Annotated in this window: 13 protein-coding genes; 3 read left to right on the forward strand and 10 right to left on the reverse strand. The window is 39.5% G+C overall.

The features are described 5' to 3' along the window. Positions 1–122: 122 nt before the first annotated feature. Positions 123–1,505 (forward strand): RagB/SusD family nutrient uptake outer membrane protein, encoded by a 1,383-nt coding sequence (locus AC1DP6_RS17170; RefSeq protein WP_477055924.1) that lies wholly within the window; start codon positions 123–125, stop codon positions 1,503–1,505. A gap of 9 nt (positions 1,506–1,514) precedes the next feature. Then, the gene (locus AC1DP6_RS17175; RefSeq protein WP_477055925.1) at positions 1,515–2,987 is read left to right on the forward strand and encodes a TlpA family protein disulfide reductase; all 1,473 of its coding nucleotides are present in this window, start codon (positions 1,515–1,517) and stop codon (positions 2,985–2,987) included. A 378-nt stretch (positions 2,988–3,365) separates the two neighbouring features. Here the strand turns inward: AC1DP6_RS17175 and AC1DP6_RS17180 are convergent, their stop codons facing one another. The 4 genes from AC1DP6_RS17180 to AC1DP6_RS17195 all read right to left on the reverse strand — a co-directional run bounded on the left by AC1DP6_RS17180 (position 3,366) and on the right by AC1DP6_RS17195 (position 6,370). Further along, complete coding sequence (locus AC1DP6_RS17180; protein ID WP_477055926.1) at positions 3,366–3,662, reverse strand: hypothetical protein; 297 nt, start codon at positions 3,660–3,662, stop codon at positions 3,366–3,368. 177 nt (positions 3,663–3,839) lie between these two features. Then, positions 3,840–4,127 carry a hypothetical protein gene (locus AC1DP6_RS17185; RefSeq protein WP_477055927.1) on the reverse strand — a complete coding sequence of 96 codons (288 nt, stop codon included), beginning with the start codon at positions 4,125–4,127 and terminating at the stop codon, positions 3,840–3,842. Between the two features lie 375 nt (positions 4,128–4,502). Further along, positions 4,503–4,964 carry a MauE/DoxX family redox-associated membrane protein gene (locus AC1DP6_RS17190; RefSeq protein WP_477055928.1) on the reverse strand — a complete coding sequence of 154 codons (462 nt, stop codon included), beginning with the start codon at positions 4,962–4,964 and terminating at the stop codon, positions 4,503–4,505. After that, entirely contained in the window at positions 4,964–6,370 is a 1,407-nt protein-coding gene (locus tag AC1DP6_RS17195; protein WP_477055929.1) for a serine/threonine protein kinase, read from the reverse strand. Before AC1DP6_RS17195 ends, AC1DP6_RS17190 begins: the two co-directional genes overlap by 1 nt. A 1,690-nt stretch (positions 6,371–8,060) precedes the next feature. On the opposite strand from AC1DP6_RS17195, the gene AC1DP6_RS17200 reads away from it, so the two are divergent. Continuing rightward, on the forward strand, positions 8,061–8,996 hold the full coding sequence (locus tag AC1DP6_RS17200; protein ID WP_477055930.1) for a hypothetical protein: 936 nt from the start codon (positions 8,061–8,063) through the stop codon (positions 8,994–8,996). Between the two features lie 77 nt (positions 8,997–9,073). Here AC1DP6_RS17200 and AC1DP6_RS17205 read toward each other — a convergent pair whose 3' ends face one another. The 6 genes from AC1DP6_RS17205 to AC1DP6_RS17230 all read right to left on the reverse strand — a co-directional run bounded on the left by AC1DP6_RS17205 (position 9,074) and on the right by AC1DP6_RS17230 (position 16,115). Beyond that, the gene (locus tag AC1DP6_RS17205; protein WP_477055931.1) at positions 9,074–10,126 is read right to left on the reverse strand and encodes a glycoside hydrolase 5 family protein; all 1,053 of its coding nucleotides are present in this window, start codon (positions 10,124–10,126) and stop codon (positions 9,074–9,076) included. Between the two features lie 110 nt (positions 10,127–10,236). After that, a complete protein-coding gene (locus AC1DP6_RS17210; protein WP_477055932.1) occupies positions 10,237–10,956 on the reverse strand; it encodes a hypothetical protein in 720 nt (239 codons plus the stop codon). Positions 10,957–11,939: 983 nt separating this feature from the next. Then, entirely contained in the window at positions 11,940–13,046 is a 1,107-nt protein-coding gene (locus tag AC1DP6_RS17215; RefSeq protein WP_477055933.1) for a metallophosphoesterase, read from the reverse strand. Positions 13,047–13,225: 179 nt separating this feature from the next. Further along, complete coding sequence (locus AC1DP6_RS17220; RefSeq protein ID WP_477055934.1) at positions 13,226–13,597, reverse strand: VOC family protein; 372 nt, start codon at positions 13,595–13,597, stop codon at positions 13,226–13,228. A 76-nt stretch (positions 13,598–13,673) separates the two neighbouring features. Next, positions 13,674–14,468, reverse strand: a complete 795-nt coding sequence (locus tag AC1DP6_RS17225; protein WP_477055935.1) for a DUF6597 domain-containing transcriptional factor — start codon at positions 14,466–14,468, stop codon at positions 13,674–13,676. A 48-nt stretch (positions 14,469–14,516) separates the two neighbouring features. Then, complete coding sequence (locus AC1DP6_RS17230) at positions 14,517–16,115, reverse strand: beta-N-acetylhexosaminidase (protein WP_477055936.1); 1,599 nt, start codon at positions 16,113–16,115, stop codon at positions 14,517–14,519. Between the last annotated feature and the right edge of the window lie 2 nt (positions 16,116–16,117).

The raw sequence follows: 16,117 nt of genomic DNA on the forward strand, positions 1-16,117 counted from the left end.
ATTCGATACCGAATCCAAGGGCATATTCCTTTGGATTGAGTGCTAGTTTCATTCGATACCGAATCCAAGGGCATATTCCTTTGGATTGAGTGCTAGTTTCTAACTTTTCAAACATATTAATTATGGCTAATCATCGGAAATACTTCGCTTTATTAATTCCTTTATTCTTATTTGGCTGCTCCAAAAATGATTTTTTGGACAAGAAACCCAATACCAATATTGTTATACCTCGCAGCGTCCAGGATATGAATCAGTTATTGGATAATCAGGCTATTTTTTTATACAATGGGCCTGCAATGGGAATTATGTCTTCTGATGAATATTATTATCCAACCACAGAGGTTTATAATTCAATGTCAACAAAAACCGAAAAAAATTGCTATATATGGAATCAGGATATTTATGACGGAGAGGTTACTATTCAGGATTGGAACGCGCCATATCAGGCTATTTACTATTGCAATGCCATTCTGGAACAGTGGAATAAACTTGGGGCTACCGACCAAGATAATATAGACGGAAAATTTGTAAAAGGTGCTGCACTATTTTACAGAAGCCTCTCCAACTATAACCTTGCTTCAATTTTTTCGCCTGCATATGACGAAAGCCGAAAAACGACTGACTTAGGCGTTCCATTAAAAGAATCCGCTGATATTAATGAAGTTAAACAACGATCTACACTGGGAGACACTTATAGTCAAATACTATCGGATTTAAGATCCTCAATAGGATATTTTTCAAATTCGTTTCCGACTCAAAATCGCAACAGACCTTCTAAAGCAGCCGCTTATGCCCTGCTTGCCAGAGTAATGTTAAGCATGCGTGACTATACACTGGCCGGAAAATATGCAGATAGCAGTCTATCCCTTTATAATAAATTGATTGATTATAACACAATAGATACGACGATTAGATATCCACTTACCAAATATAATGATGAGTTGATATTGGCAAACATCACTAATATATACTATGGCGCCGTAGTAACTGGGGCTCCCTCGGTTACGGCTACTGATAGCAATCTAATCAAAAAGTTTGATGGAAACGACCTAAGAAAACCAGTTTTTTTTAACCGGAGAATGGATACCTATTTTACGAAAACAGTATATGCTGCATCAGGCTACTATCCTTTCACCGGCCTTGCTGTGGATGAAGTATATCTAATAAAAGCTGAGAGTAATGCAAGAACGGGGAAACTAGATGCGGCAGTATCAGCAATGAATACACTCTTAGAAAAAAGATACAGAACAGGGACCTTCGTTCCCATCACAAATAAATCCGGTGATCTACTGGTCCGGATTTTATTGGAACGCCGGAAAGAACTGGTATGGCGTGGAACCAGGTGGACAGATTTAAAGCGTTTGAATAAAGAAGGGGCAAACATCGTCCTGAAAAGAGTGCTTGATGGTAAAGAATTTGTACTTCCTCCCAATGACCTCAGATATGTAATGCCTATCCCATCCGACGAAATAGCGCTAAGTCACATTCAACAAAACATTAGATAATCGATAACTATGAAAAATTTCGTAACACTTATTTACTTCGCGGCCATACTTTCGTTCAATGGATTTGGAAGTATTCAAAAGAAAGGTCTAATAGATTTTAAGGTACAAATTACCGATCCTAATCTTATTGGGAAAGATATTACAATCGAACATTATCATTATTACAACCCCGTCATTGGGGGTATATATTGCGAAAAATTTACTCAAAAAATAACTGGAGAAACAATATCCTTTTCAATTGACCAAAGTGAAAGGTTTGAATATATTAAAATTTCACTACCAGATCCCTACATGAGTATAGGGGATAATCTGTTCCTTGCTGAATCCGGAGATAAAATGATCTTAAACTTAAGTAAAGGTAAAATATCTTTCCTTGGAAAGGGGGCTGAGAAATATAATTGTCAACTGGAAATGACATCTATTGTTCCTGAAATAACGCCAGACATTCCTGCAGATCAGATTTCTATTTTAAAAAACGAACTAAACGAAAAAAATGGGGTATTAAAAAAACAACTTACAATTATTTCTAAATATCAGAATTCTTTGGACGTTGAAGATATCGAAATTTTAAGAGCAAATGTACGGTATCAGTCTTATTCCAATGCATTGACAGATATCATATTTCGTTTTCGTCAATCATCTGATTCTGTTGTAAGAAGGACAATACAGGAAATCTTTAACGAATTTATTGACAAAGTGGATTCTTCCGGCATGAACGCTGAGATGGAACTCAATAGCTCTTCATATATATACTATCTATATCTAAAGGAAAAATGCCTGGCGGATTTACATCATTCTGTTAACGATCCCAATAGCGATTATGGATTTAATGAACTTCATCAAAATATACTGGAAAAATATTCCGGTGCAGTTCGGGACAGAATACTTACCACATTAATTTTTTCCGTTAATTTTTTTGGTAAGGTAAATATGTTAGATGTGTTAACTAAAGATCTTGCATTAATTGGTGATCCGTCAAGCAAGGATTTACTTGTCACCAGGCACAATGCACTTGGAAGGGGGCAAAAGGCATATAACTTTAAATTAATCGACGRCCATGATAAATGGGTTTCACTGGATGATTTTAGAGGAAAAGTTGTGATTCTTGACTTTTATTTTAATGGTTGCAGCGCATGTGCAACGCTAACCAAGGCTATTGGTCCGATCTATGATGCCTTTATTGGAAATACGCAGGTTGCCTTCATCTCTATCTCAATAGACAATTCAAAAGAAATCTTTCATAAATCCATAAAGACGGGAATATATACCCATAAAGGCGGGATTAATCTTTATACCAATGGAGAAGGTGAAAATCATGAGATCATAAAATATTATGGGATTACTGGCTATCCTAAACTTATAATCATTGGAAAAGAAGGTACTATTGTAGATGGCGACCCTCCAATACCTTTATTAATCAATGGATCCACTTCAGGTGATAAACTTAGATCCATTATCGATCACGCTATAATAGCAGATTAATGATGCTTTTATTGTTTTTATAGAATGAGAAGATAGGCCAAAATATAGGCTATTAGGGAAGTAGGAATGGCTCTATTTACGGACACTTTCGCACTTTCATAAAGGTAAAAACCAACAAATGATAATTAGGGAAAAAAATTTGTTCCTATTGATGCGCACAATATTCTATCATCCGACACTTCCGATTTGGTATTTTCTGTTGTTCAGAAAATTTACATGTACTTGTAATATCAATCGCTGACAAGGCATTTTTCACACCTTTTCATATCAATATTCTTTGGGAAATTATGTTTTGTAATATCTTCCAAATGATCCTTCAATTACAGTATCATATGATGTAAAGAAACGGATTTAAACATGCCATCATACCAAAGAATACTATGGATAATAAACTTTGGCGACATCGGTCTTGATGTGTCCTCCGGCGGCTATTATTTGTGCTGCTGTAGGATTAGGAATCGAAGAGTTATTTAAGTCCCAGGGAGAGGTATATGCACAAATGTATGTGCTTGGAAATACGCACAACGCGGGATTATATCCGGTTGTTAATAAAGTATACTTGCCATTGTTCATTAAATTCACATAAGTATATACTGTCCGATTGCTTTTGGCATAAGCAGTTGCGAATCCAATAATTGCTGCCGTTGCAGCTAAACAAAAATTTATCGTTTTCATATGAGAGGAGTTTTACTTGTTATTTTTTTGTCTTATGGTTAAATTAAAAAACTAAAGTAATAAAGCACCTAACAATTTTCAGACGATGTAAATCAGGATAATGGATATTTTTTTCCTTATGCATTCGAAAGAATAAAGACTGCCCTTGTAAAGAGCAGTCTTTATTTATTTATTTACTTAAGGTACATAAACCTTTGCAACGTTGGTTTTGATATGACCACCTTTAGCCAAAATCTGGGCAGCGGTAGGTTTAACAACACCAAAATCAAAAGGAGATGTGTAAGAACAAATTCTAGTGCTTGGACCAACACAGTTGGCTGGATTATAAGCAACTGTCAATTTGGTATATTGACCGTTATTGTCTTTGTTCACATAAGTAAACACAGTACGAACAGTTGATGCGTAAGCAGAAGCCAAACCTACGAAAGCGGCCATAGCAGCCAAGGCGAATTTTACAGTTTTCATGTTTAGAAACTTTTAATGATTAATGATAATTGTTCAATCTTTACTTGCAAGTAATATTTTGTATGTTATTCCATTTCTTCCTTTTCATGACGGAATATACTTTTTGTCAATGTCATAACTGATGCATTACCCCCCAATACGCTATCCGACGTAGGGACTTTCGGAAAACTCATTGTTGTTCAGTATAAATAATAAGTATTTTGTGTGATGTCCTATTGGACTATTCAGATAGCATTGCTATTTACCAGCCCAGATATGGTTATTCTCAGTGGTTATTCTCAGTGGTTCTTTGCAATAGTAAATGCAGGGATTAATTCTATAATTCTCAGCTTCGCTAAAACAGCATTCGAATGTGTGATAACAATTCTATCACTGCTACCTGCTATGTGCCAGATCCATCTTCCTATCCTTTGGTTTAGCTCCCGAAGTTGCTTTTAATAGCCAGATTCCTATTCCAGTTAAGAGTAGTATGAAAATGTTTAACAATAAATGCTCGTTCCATGTCAATGAAGATATTATACCTCCGCACGTGCAAGGAACCTTATGATAATAGTTTAACTGGACTAATCCTATGTAACCAGTAAATAGTGTCATCAGAAACATAGATACATACAATCCTGCTTTTCTAGTTAAAGGCAATATAAGTAATATCACAGCTATAAATTCTGCGGCTGGTACAGCATAGGTTAGAAAAGTGCTGAAGCCCGGTGCGAATGGTTGCGCCTTCATTGATAGTTTATACTCTTGAAACTTCATAAGTTTATTAACAGGAGTATAAACAAAAAGGAATACCAGTCCCATGATTATTAACTCTAGTAAGATTTGCTTCTTTTTCATTACATAGTCTTTTGTAAATGCTTAAATTCAATGGAATTACTTGAAATGGAGTCGCTGTATTGTTCAGCCTTGGCAATTAATGAATCAATTTCCAGTCTTTTTCCAGGATCTGAATTAGTGCATTCCAGGAATATCCTGGCTAACCCGTCGCCTTCTGACATATTTCTCAATTTATTAGCAGCACTTTCAATATCTTCATTTATAAATGTAGCAGGGTGCTCACCAGAAACTATAAATGCCAGTAATACACCCAACGAATAAATATCTGTAGAAGGATCTGGTGACTCACTATTCATTTGCTCGGGAGAAATATATCCGAATGTCCCAAATAGGAATGGTGGCGCAGGTTCTTTTGAACTTAACTTATATGCAAGCTCAAAATCAATGATATGGACCTGATCATCTTCTGTAACGATAAAATTATTGTCCTGTATATCCCTGAAAACTATTCCTAGTTGATGAATAGTCTTTACTATTCGTACGATTTGTATGTAATAGTTTAGTAATTGTATTTTTTTGTTCCTAGATAGTTCTAACCAGGAAGATTTCTGCGTTATTTCATCCATTTTTATTGGAAGGAATACCCCGTCAATGTAGTCAATCACTAAGTAACAGTTATCATCCTGTTCAAAATAATCAACAAATTTAGCTGTAGGTACATGAACTCCGATTTCCTCCAACATCTGCCGTTGCCAAAGCAATCTGTCTTTTATAGTCCTTCCATGCGTGTCTTCCAAAGCACCATAACGGCCTTCCTTTACTACTACTGGTTTGAAAGCAAATTTTTTTAAGTTAAAGGCAAGGATAATATCCCCCTTGGGGCCTGGTCTTAAGTCTTTAATCTTTACGTACCATTTTCCATAGACTTTCCTTGATTTGATACCTCTGTATTTTTTATCAAGTTTAAATGGTATCCTGGATTTAGATGGTATGGAAAAGGTTATAGCAAATCCGTTATCATTATCCTGTGCTCCTATTATTGTCGCATATTGTCCATATATATTTTTACCGAGTCTGATCGCGTCAGGAACACCAGGTCCAGTATAGCCCTGGGTAATTGGGTTAAATATATTAACGACTTCAATTGCTTCCTGTTCCGAATTAGTGTAAATACTTAAGAACTTTCCTACCTCTGTAAACCCTAGCATTCCCGAATTAAGGTGATAGCTTTGCATTTCATCTTTAACGAGTCGAAATGCAAATTTCTTCTCACTTAGAAATGATATAACTTCTTTTAAAAATCTTACTGAATGCTCGGTACGCATGGAGATATAAACTGTCCAATTATTGTTGAATTCACCTTTACCATGATATAACCAAAAATCATCCTCTAAATATTCTAAACCATTTTCCTCCAACAAAGAGGAATATGTATAATAGATAACCGCGTCTGGAGAATTCATCATAATCTTTTTGACATGTTACGAAACAAACATTTTCATGGTTTGATGGCACCATTATTAAAGGCAGATAATACAACCATTAGCTTTCATAGGCTTTGCCTCCTCTCGCTTAAGTATCTGCTCACTAACTATTGGTCCCAGATCTTTTACTACTTGAAAGCTGCAAGGGGCATTGGGGTGATAGCGCATTAAATAGAAGTCATTTTCACTGACTCTAATGTAAATACTCCCCTCACATGAGTAGACATACTCAAATAATTTAGCTTTCGCCGTATCTGAATGTGAGAACAAAAAAAATAGAGTTATCAAATATGATGACATATTAAAAAAGAGGTTTTACGAGGTTCAAAGTTGGTTAAATCGAAATCTTCAGATCCCTATTTTCACGACATATAATAGACAATTTCATACGGCAGGTAACCCATGCAGCAATTAAATTTTCCTTCGATCTATTAGATCTAATGAATCTTRGAACTGCATATGAACTGGGTTTAGTCTGCAATCAGCATTTTAATTAATCAGATGTAGAGGCATAAGTATAACTATTCGGTGCACAAAATCTTGTACCCTCTGACTATTCATCTGCTTTCTGCATTTAAATATTGAAGTTCTACGATAATTGAAAATAGTGGGATTAGGGCTTTTCCCAATTCATTGTATGATCGCTGAAGGTTATTGTCGTTAAACTCTAAATCCATCCTGTCTAACTCTAATCTGGGGATATTATTCCGGGTTATTTTGGGTTTTATTTGTTGTTATCCTTATGACTGTAAAACTAAAAAAGACTACTGCAATAAATTGTCAGTTAATAAAAAATTGTGATTTTTTTTTTCTGCTGTTCTATTGCATTTAAATTGAGTAAAGTCATTATTCCAATTTTTCTCTACCTAAATAGAAAGGCAATTTCAAAGCAAATTTTGAACATTTTCCTATCCGGGAGTTGTACTACGCGGATCAATGGCTGGTTCTCGGTCAAAGTGGCCACTGTTCTAATATTAAATTTTTATTATCATTTAAAAACTGAAATAAGACTTCAGTAGAAGCATTTATTTTTCCATTTTTGTAATTGCGTTTTTATGAAATGTGGCTCATAACACTAATTGCCCCTTCAATTTTTGATGACAGATTTGCCTGATGAAATCCGGATTTCGACTGCTGAACTTGAAAAGTTTGCGGCCATATCGCAGTTTATAAAAGGTAAAAAAACATCAGAAAATGCAATCTGAAGATACTATTCGGTTGGTTCCTATATAGAGCAGATATTTACTATGCACAGCACTCACACATGGCTTTTTTTAGGGTTCACAACTAAGGTTATTAACTTGTATCCTGTACAGGTCATTAAGCCTCCGATCATATCGGTACTGCTGTTTCCAAGTCAAAGCCGTGTATCCTTTGGAAGCACCAATCTTTAGAATGACTACTTCCCCAGCAATAGAATATTGCGATTTTCTTTCTTCCCATTTTAATGCCCTCAAATAAAGCATTGTCATTATTGCGTTTTAGGGAGAAGTAAATAGCCCCCATTTCAATACAAGCGCTGAGAATATCCTTAGCACAGCATACCTTTAACTATAGCCAGTTTCCACCTAAACCAGCCACTGTATTAATATTAAGTTTTCATTATCATTCCCAAACTGAAGTTGAACTTCAGGGGGAGCATTTAGTTTTCCATTTTTCAATTATGCTTTTTATGAAATACGATGCGTCACACCCCTTGCCCATATTCAATTTCTCCGTGACGGATTTACCTGAAGAAATATGGATGCCTGTGGTTGGACTAGAAAAATTCGCAGTTATCTCGCAGTTTGGAAGAGTCAAAAGAGTACCACGAATGGTGACAGATAGAACTGGTACAATCCGTATTTATAAAGAACGGATATTCAGATCCACAGTCAGGCCCAGAAGCGTTTTTAAAGACGGCAACTATGGTTATGGGTTTTTATGTACTGTTTCTTATGGTTCTGCACATCATGTATTTGATCCCGTCCGTATGGTTTACTTCCTCTTCAAAGAAGAATACCCACTGGAAAATCTACACTATTTAATTTCTACTATAAATGGCAATGACCTTGATATCCGACCTGAAAATCTTGAATTAACATACGTTAGAAATTACAGGCTAAATTATCGCAGGTCTAATGATGGCAATGTTCTGGACAAGAAAATCAGGCTTTTCCGAAGGGCTACCTTCTCCCAGGATGTGATTTACCGTAAGTCATTGGTGTCCTGCTACTCACAAAGCGGTATTCGGATTACGACCTTTGAAAATCTGCAAAAGGCACAGCTATTAACCCAAATATCACAGGAGGAAATTCTGGATGCCATGATTCATCCTTCCACATTACTCAATAATCTTTACTGGCGCAGTGGTAAATGTGAAATGATTGATACCTCCATTATCAGGGCATATCTCGAAAGATCGGAGAGAATAAAAGCCGGTATTCAGCTTACCCAGTTTGATTTGAATGGTAATCCTATTGATGTATATTATTCAGTGGCTGATGCTGCTAAGGCGAATGACATAGCAGCATCTGAAATCCTGGATTGCTTAAATGGTCTGAAAGATGTCGCGGGTTGTTTCCTATGGAAACCGGGATTCTGTGATAAGCCGATACCTGGACTCTAATATCGGATTGCTGTTTTCTTATCGATTCAACTGCTGCACTTTAATATATACGGTTGATGTTTTTGTTCGAATCCTGGTTATCTCTCCAGGCAGAGCTTCTGCAGCAACACGGTCTCGGTATCGTCGAACGGCCGTCCATCCTGATGGAAAATATCGTGGTACCAAAGTTTAGGCTCTTCCTCTCCGCCTTTATTTCCCTGTGGATAGTTCGTTTGCGTTTTTCCGGCCACCAGCCCCCAATTGATCGCCGCTATATTAGCCTTCTTTAACATGGGTGTAATTATCGTAAACGTACTTTGATTTACCCGCTTCATGTACTCCGTGCAAAAGAGCGGCCTGTCATACTTTTTCAGGCTGTCTATGGCCTCTTTCATCGAAACAGAGTCCCTATAATTATGAAAACTGATCACATCAGAATTTTCCAACTGGAATTTATTGAAATCTTTGAAGTCTTTATTCCAGATCCCAATGGTAATCGGCTGGCTGAGCTGCACCGACCTTGCCCAGGTAACTACGTTTTTCAGCAGCGGCCAGCTTTTGTCCCCGTGTCCGAAATGTCCTGGTTCATTATACAAATCCCAGGCAATAATCCGCTGGTCATCTTTTAATGTGTTTAGAATATCCAGTACATAATTTTGTAAGGTATCCATGAGCTCCGGTTCACGGTCTATTCTGCTACCTGGATCTTTCAACCATCTGCTGTTGTGGACACAGGGTATTGGCGGCGCTTGTGGACCGCCATGGTACTCATCCCTCCAGCAATCATCAAAGAAAACGAACATTGTTTTTATCTTATGGCTATCTGCGATCTGCAGGTACTGGGCAATCCTTTGCTTAAATCCTGCGGAGTCCTGAACCCATGCTTCATGATGCAGGTAAACCCGCATCACATTTAACCCGATAGCTGCTCCATAACCCAACTCCCTGTCTATTGTTTGCGGATCGAATGTTTCTTTCTGCCACATTTCGAGCTGATTTACAGCACTGGAAGGAATGAAATTCGCACCACAAAGCCATTTCTGGGTTTGGTACCAGCTCTTTGCTTTTTCCTTATCCCAGATAGTTTGAGCATTTGTTGATTGCGAATAAATAACGAATAATAATACGATAGGGGTGAAAAGACCTTTCATAGTTTGGTGCTGGAAAATATGATTAAATCCTGGAAATCATGCGACATCCACATGCGATTTGAAGATAGGAAAAATATCCTATTTTCCGACCAAATATTAAGAATCCGGTTTTATGATTTATCGCTCCATTCTACTCTTTCTGTCAATAACGCGGAAAAGATGAGCAATAACACCATAGGAAATACCTGGTACCGGAATACAATGGGTGAGGCCAATATACCGAAACAAGCATTCCCCAATATTAAGATGCCGAAAAGTATGATCGTTCTCTTAAATAAACGGTCTTCCTGTCTGTATTTTTTGTCCCGGCACCAGCTAATGACTAACCATATAAAAACAAGGTTAAGTGCCCCAAATAAGGCAGGAAAAAGGAAAAGGATCGCCTTCTGAGCATGTAAAGACACCACTTTAACTTTATCATTCGGGTAGTCAAACCAGTAAGTAGCAATAGAAGATACCGATGTTTGCCCAAGGTTATACACCTCCAGTTTTTCTATCGGTGGAACGAAGTAATTAAAAGTATTTGGCAGGAGGAAATATCTGGCGAAAGGTACAGGGTAGCTTTTTGCCAGAAATGCACCATAGGCGGAATAGACTGGCGAAACAGCCCCCCAGGAAGCGATACCTCCACTACTGTCAACTCGATCTCCCATTTTTTGAGCCAGGTACCATTTTAAGGGAGCTTTGGGCTCTTTCAAATAAACCGCTCCATCTGCAGGACCAATGTTTTTCAGCTCCGATCCTTTTTTTTCGAAAAAGCGGAGTACCAATTGGTGAAATTCATTGCAGGCAGGTGGCGGCGCTTGATCCACCCGGATATGAGGTAACATGTACATCGCATTATTGGCCAGCTGCCACCCACCAAAAACTGAAAATTGTTTTGTCCCGGTAACTTTCCTCGTTTGTTCACTCGTGTAGCTTATAAAAATTCCCACCAATATGACTGGTAATAAAAATCCTAAAAGCTTCAAGGAGCGTTTCCATGAAGATAGCAGGTAGGCAATGCCACTGATAACCGGATAATAGATGGCATTGTACCGAACTGTAAAAGCATAAAAAATCAGCAGCGAATGAACCAACAGCAGGATTAACGTTGGCCTATGTTGGATTTGAATAAGCTGTGCCGCCCAAACCAGGCTAAGGGCAAGGAACAGCCCATCACTGGATATATAGTTACTCAGATACAAAATCAGCGGATTTAGCATCAATATGTAAAACAAAGTTTTTTGTACCAACACACCCGGCTGATAGTAATAAAAAACAGTGAACAATAAATACAGCGTGGCCCCCTGAATCAGGAAATACTGAAAAACAACAAGCGAGGTATCGGAATGACTTAAATGGTGAAAAAGCTGTATAAACTTGCTATAACCAATAGGCCATAGGTTTACTTTTAAGTCAGCAGCAGCAGCAAAAATATAGCTATAAGAGTCTGAAAAGAAATCCGCGTAGGGATAGAAAAATTTAAAAATGACCACCTCTACAATTAATAGTGGAATGGCGATCCACAAATACCTTTGGTTACTTTTTTCTTTCAAAGGACTGAGACTTAAAGCTTGAGGGAAAGCTGGCATAAATTATCATTTACTGTATAACAATAGGGATTTACGGGTATGCTCGATTGTCATGTATAGCTATTGAACGGCTTATTGTTCGTATTTTTTCTGCACAGCCGCTTTAACTCCAACGCTAAAACCATACACCATCGATTTTCAATTTATTATAAATCACTGCAACTGAAATACAGTCTGCGAAGAAATTACCTGTGAATATTTCCCTCCTGTCCGGTACCTTATCAAACATTTGTTTTCGCCTACAGAATATCTGAATCTTTGATTTCATCGTTTCCTTCCACGTAATTTAATGGATGATGTTTCCCCCGGTCATCAGCTATAGACCACTTTTCATCCCTAAGAAATATACCTCCGTTTTTTCCCTCATGCTGGTCTACGTCAATTGCAACCAATTTTCCCTGATAGTACATAGCTATGTTCTTCGCTAAAATGGTATGTCCAACAATAATCTGACTACAATTGTAAAAGTTAAGGGTACTGTCTATGGTAGCCATGCTTGCTCTTGGTGTCATAAAATATCCCCTGTACCAGAATGGGCCGTTTCTGTCGAAGAATACCTTTGCCTCTTCAGCTATTTGAGCTTTCTTCCTGCCGTAGTATGTTCTGCATAAGGTATTCAATTCTTCCAGAGACAGCCGCAATACATTTATCTGAGGTGAGATCCCTGCATGAAGAAAAAGCCGATCTCCGATTTTCTCCACAATATTTTTGGTCCTCAGCCATCTACCGAGTTCTGTATATTCATCATAGTATTGCATGTAATCCATTCCCATTCGTTTGGCACTTTCAAAATACTTGGGCTTCACATACCGTACATCACCACTTAAATTCATGATGTCGTGATTGCCTAACAGTGTGTGAACGTACCCTCCCGCTGATACTGCCTCCTGCTCTAATTTATACAGTAGCCATAAAAACTCCGGCACATACTCTCCCCGGTCAAAAAGATCCCCGCAAATCACCAGGTGGCCCTGGCCAAAAGTCCACCTATAATGCTTATCCATGACCTTATTCACCATCAGCAATTTGCGGAAAGACGCAAACTCTCCTTCAACATCTGAAACAGCGAATACCTTCTCTACCTGCTGCGTAACCGAAGGTTCCACCAGGAGTTCCTGCTTTATCGGAACTTCAAAATTCCAGTCTTTATGATCTCTAAATTGTACGGCTATGGCCATTCCGGCCTCCCTGATATATACTTTCCCGTCCAAAACTCCTTTGCTGATGAGCTTCCCCTCTTCATGAAACAGGTATGGACCATCCCAAAGTTTAGTGGAATCCTCCTGGCTGAAGGCATTGGAAAAAGCACTTAAAAGACCGATGACAGAGAGTAATAGTTTCGACATGATAGGATTTACTTTTTATCTATTTTTAATTTACCACCAAATATCTTCGGTTACGTTAATCAATTGTAAATGTTGGCTGCGAAGTTCACTAATTTCAAACTGCAGAAAATAAAAAAAGCCGGCGGTAAGGCCGGCTTATCTTTTAAGCACTTTATGAAAGTAACGCTAATGTCTACACGTTATGCTGCTGTAATCCACCAGGTATTACCAAACGGATCTTTAACACCTCCGGAACGGCCGTACGACTGATCCGTTACCGGCATCACTTCTGTCGCACCGGCAGCCAGCGCCTTCTTGAAAGTAGCATCGGCATCTTCCACATAAATAAATAATCCGGCATTGTCTGTTCCCCAGTTGTCACTGGTCTGGCCAAACATAATGATACTGTCACCAATGCTGATCTCCCCGTGCTTCAATGATTTCTTGTCATCCTGGTAACTGCGATGGCGTTCCTTTGCTCCAAATACCTGTTTGGTAAAGTCGAAAAATCCTTCTGCATTTTTCAGGATCAGATAAGGTATTACTTGATGGTGTCCTTCAGGTAATTTCATAATAACAAAATTTTAAGGTGATATTTCTACACAAAGGTGCGAAAGGTGTTCATCATAAAATTGGAAAAACCCGACATTATTCCCGCCAGTCGGTAGCACCGGAGTGACCGGAGAAAAATTGCTTTGGATGCAGACCGGAAAAAGTTTTGAAGTCGCTGATAAAATGCGATTGATCATAATATCCGCACTCCAGCGCAATGCTACCTAAACTCATCACGTCACGTTTATAGAAAGAAGCCGCCGCCTGAAAACGAATGATCCGCGAAAACAGCTTGGGAGATAACCCTGCATATTGCTTAAACTGCCGCTCAAATTGCCGCTCCGATAAATAATATTGCCGGGCGAGATCAGCGATGCTGGTGTCGGGTTTGTTATGGATGATATGCCGGATCGCAGAAAAGACGGGCAGTTCTATTGTATGCCGGGCAGCCAGCCGCTGTTCTGTGAAGCGACAGATGATACTGCAACGTTCCCGGTTATTGCTGGCAGCCATAATTTCTTCTTCCAGCTGTATACCTACGCTCTTTAGCAGATAACTCAGTTCTACAGCAACATTGGTGAGTTCAGACGCAGGTAGTGAAAACAGTAATGGAATAGCTTGCGGATAAAAATACACACCGAATATACTGAAGCCGGCGTCAATGGTGTAGCGGCGCAAAACATGGGTGGCTCCATGTAAACCGGCGGTGTAAGAACTACTGCGTTCCCCGTTATTTTCTATTTCATCAAAACGTCCACGATAATGAAATAACATCTCCACACAGGCATCTGCCATGTTATGATGGGTATACCCCGCCTCTCCTTCCATCATCCAGAAAAAGCGGATGATGTGTGCCAGATGAGGTGGGGGTGGAATAGTTTCGTAGCGCATACCTAAATTTACAAAGAATGTTGCTCTTTTAACGGGCTGCCATGGGCATTAGTCAATATAATCTGTTCTTCCCTGTCCGGACTCTATATGCCTGCCCGGAGAGAAGATATCAAAATAATACAGACTATCCTTTGCATATAGCGATTGCTGCGCCTTTAACCGGGCTTTAAAGCCGTTAAAATCCTTTTGACCGGAAGTAGTCCATGCGGTTTCTGCCAACGCCGCAATACGGGGAAATAACAGGAAATCCAGGCGATTATTGTTGTGAACGGTCTCCGTCCACAGGCAGGCCTGTACCCCCAGTATCAGCGATTCATGGCCAACGGTAGCCGGGATTTTCCCCATAGAGAAATCGTATACCGATTGCAGATTGTTGAGCTCACCATCTTTCCATCTCCGGCCAATTTTATGGCTGCTATCCTGCACAAAATCAAAATAGAAAGGTAAACGCGGACATACTACCACTGAATATCCCTTTCGTAAAGCCAGTGCCAGGCTCTCCGGTTTATCATGCCTCCACCAGCACACGATAGTGCTGTCTGCCCTTAAGGTGGTGGTGGCTATTTCATCCCAGGCAAGCACCCTGTTATGCAGCTTTAATACGGTGTCGGCCATACGTTGAATGAAATAATCTTCTACCTCCTTACGGCTCTGCAAACCATGCGCTTCCTTTAAACGCAGCACGCCACTGTCTTTATCCCAGCCTGCATTGCCGAAAGTCACTTCATCACCTCCCAGGTGTATCATCTGTGAAGGAAAAAGTTGATCCGTTTCCGTTAGTATGTCTGATAAATACTGATAAGTGCTTTCTTTGCCCGGATTGAATGTAAACTGTGGATACTTAGCCGTACCGCCGCCATCAAAAGCAGGATAGGCCCTGTTGGCGGCACCCGCATGTCCCGGCATATCTATTTCCGGGATAATGACAATACAACGCGCCTGCGCATAGGCCACTATTTCCCGGATATCATCCTGGGTATAATAAGCTGCGGCGGCTTTAGGGTCAACAATATTGCCTATGCCTCCTACTGTTGTCAGCAACGGGTACTTTTTAATTTCCAGTCTCCAGCCGGGCATATCGGTCAGGTGCCAGTGAAAACGATTTAATTTATAAAACGCCATCCAGTTGAGCAGCGACTTTACTTTCGCCTTGCCGAAGAAAAACCGGGATTCATCCAGCATTACACCACGCCAGCCATATTGCGGGGCATCGGAAATATTCCAGCAGGGAACTGCCAGTGTCTTTCCCGGTACAGTAGCTGTAGTGAGTTGTAACAGGGAGATGATACCATTAAATATACCTTCGCGATTGGTGGCCGTTATTACCGCTGATGCCGGGTTCATCGTAAGCGTATAGGCATCTTCGTTACTACCTCCTTTTTCTTTCTTCAACACAATGGAACTGGCTCCTTTGCTATTACTCACGGATACTTTGAGTTGATACCTGCGCAATAATTCCTCCTGCAGATACCCCGCCAGCGAACGCAGGGAAGTATCTCCCAGCCGGATGGTGGTTTTGCTGCTGATGGTAAATATGCCGGTCCCCTGCGTTGCCTTCACCGGCAAGGGTATTACCGGGCAAACGTTTTGGGCGGCAAGCGACGATGCCATAAAAAAGAGGACGATCATTAATGCGTGATGCTTCATAT

Source organism: Chitinophaga sp. 01L420, assembly GCF_056399985.1.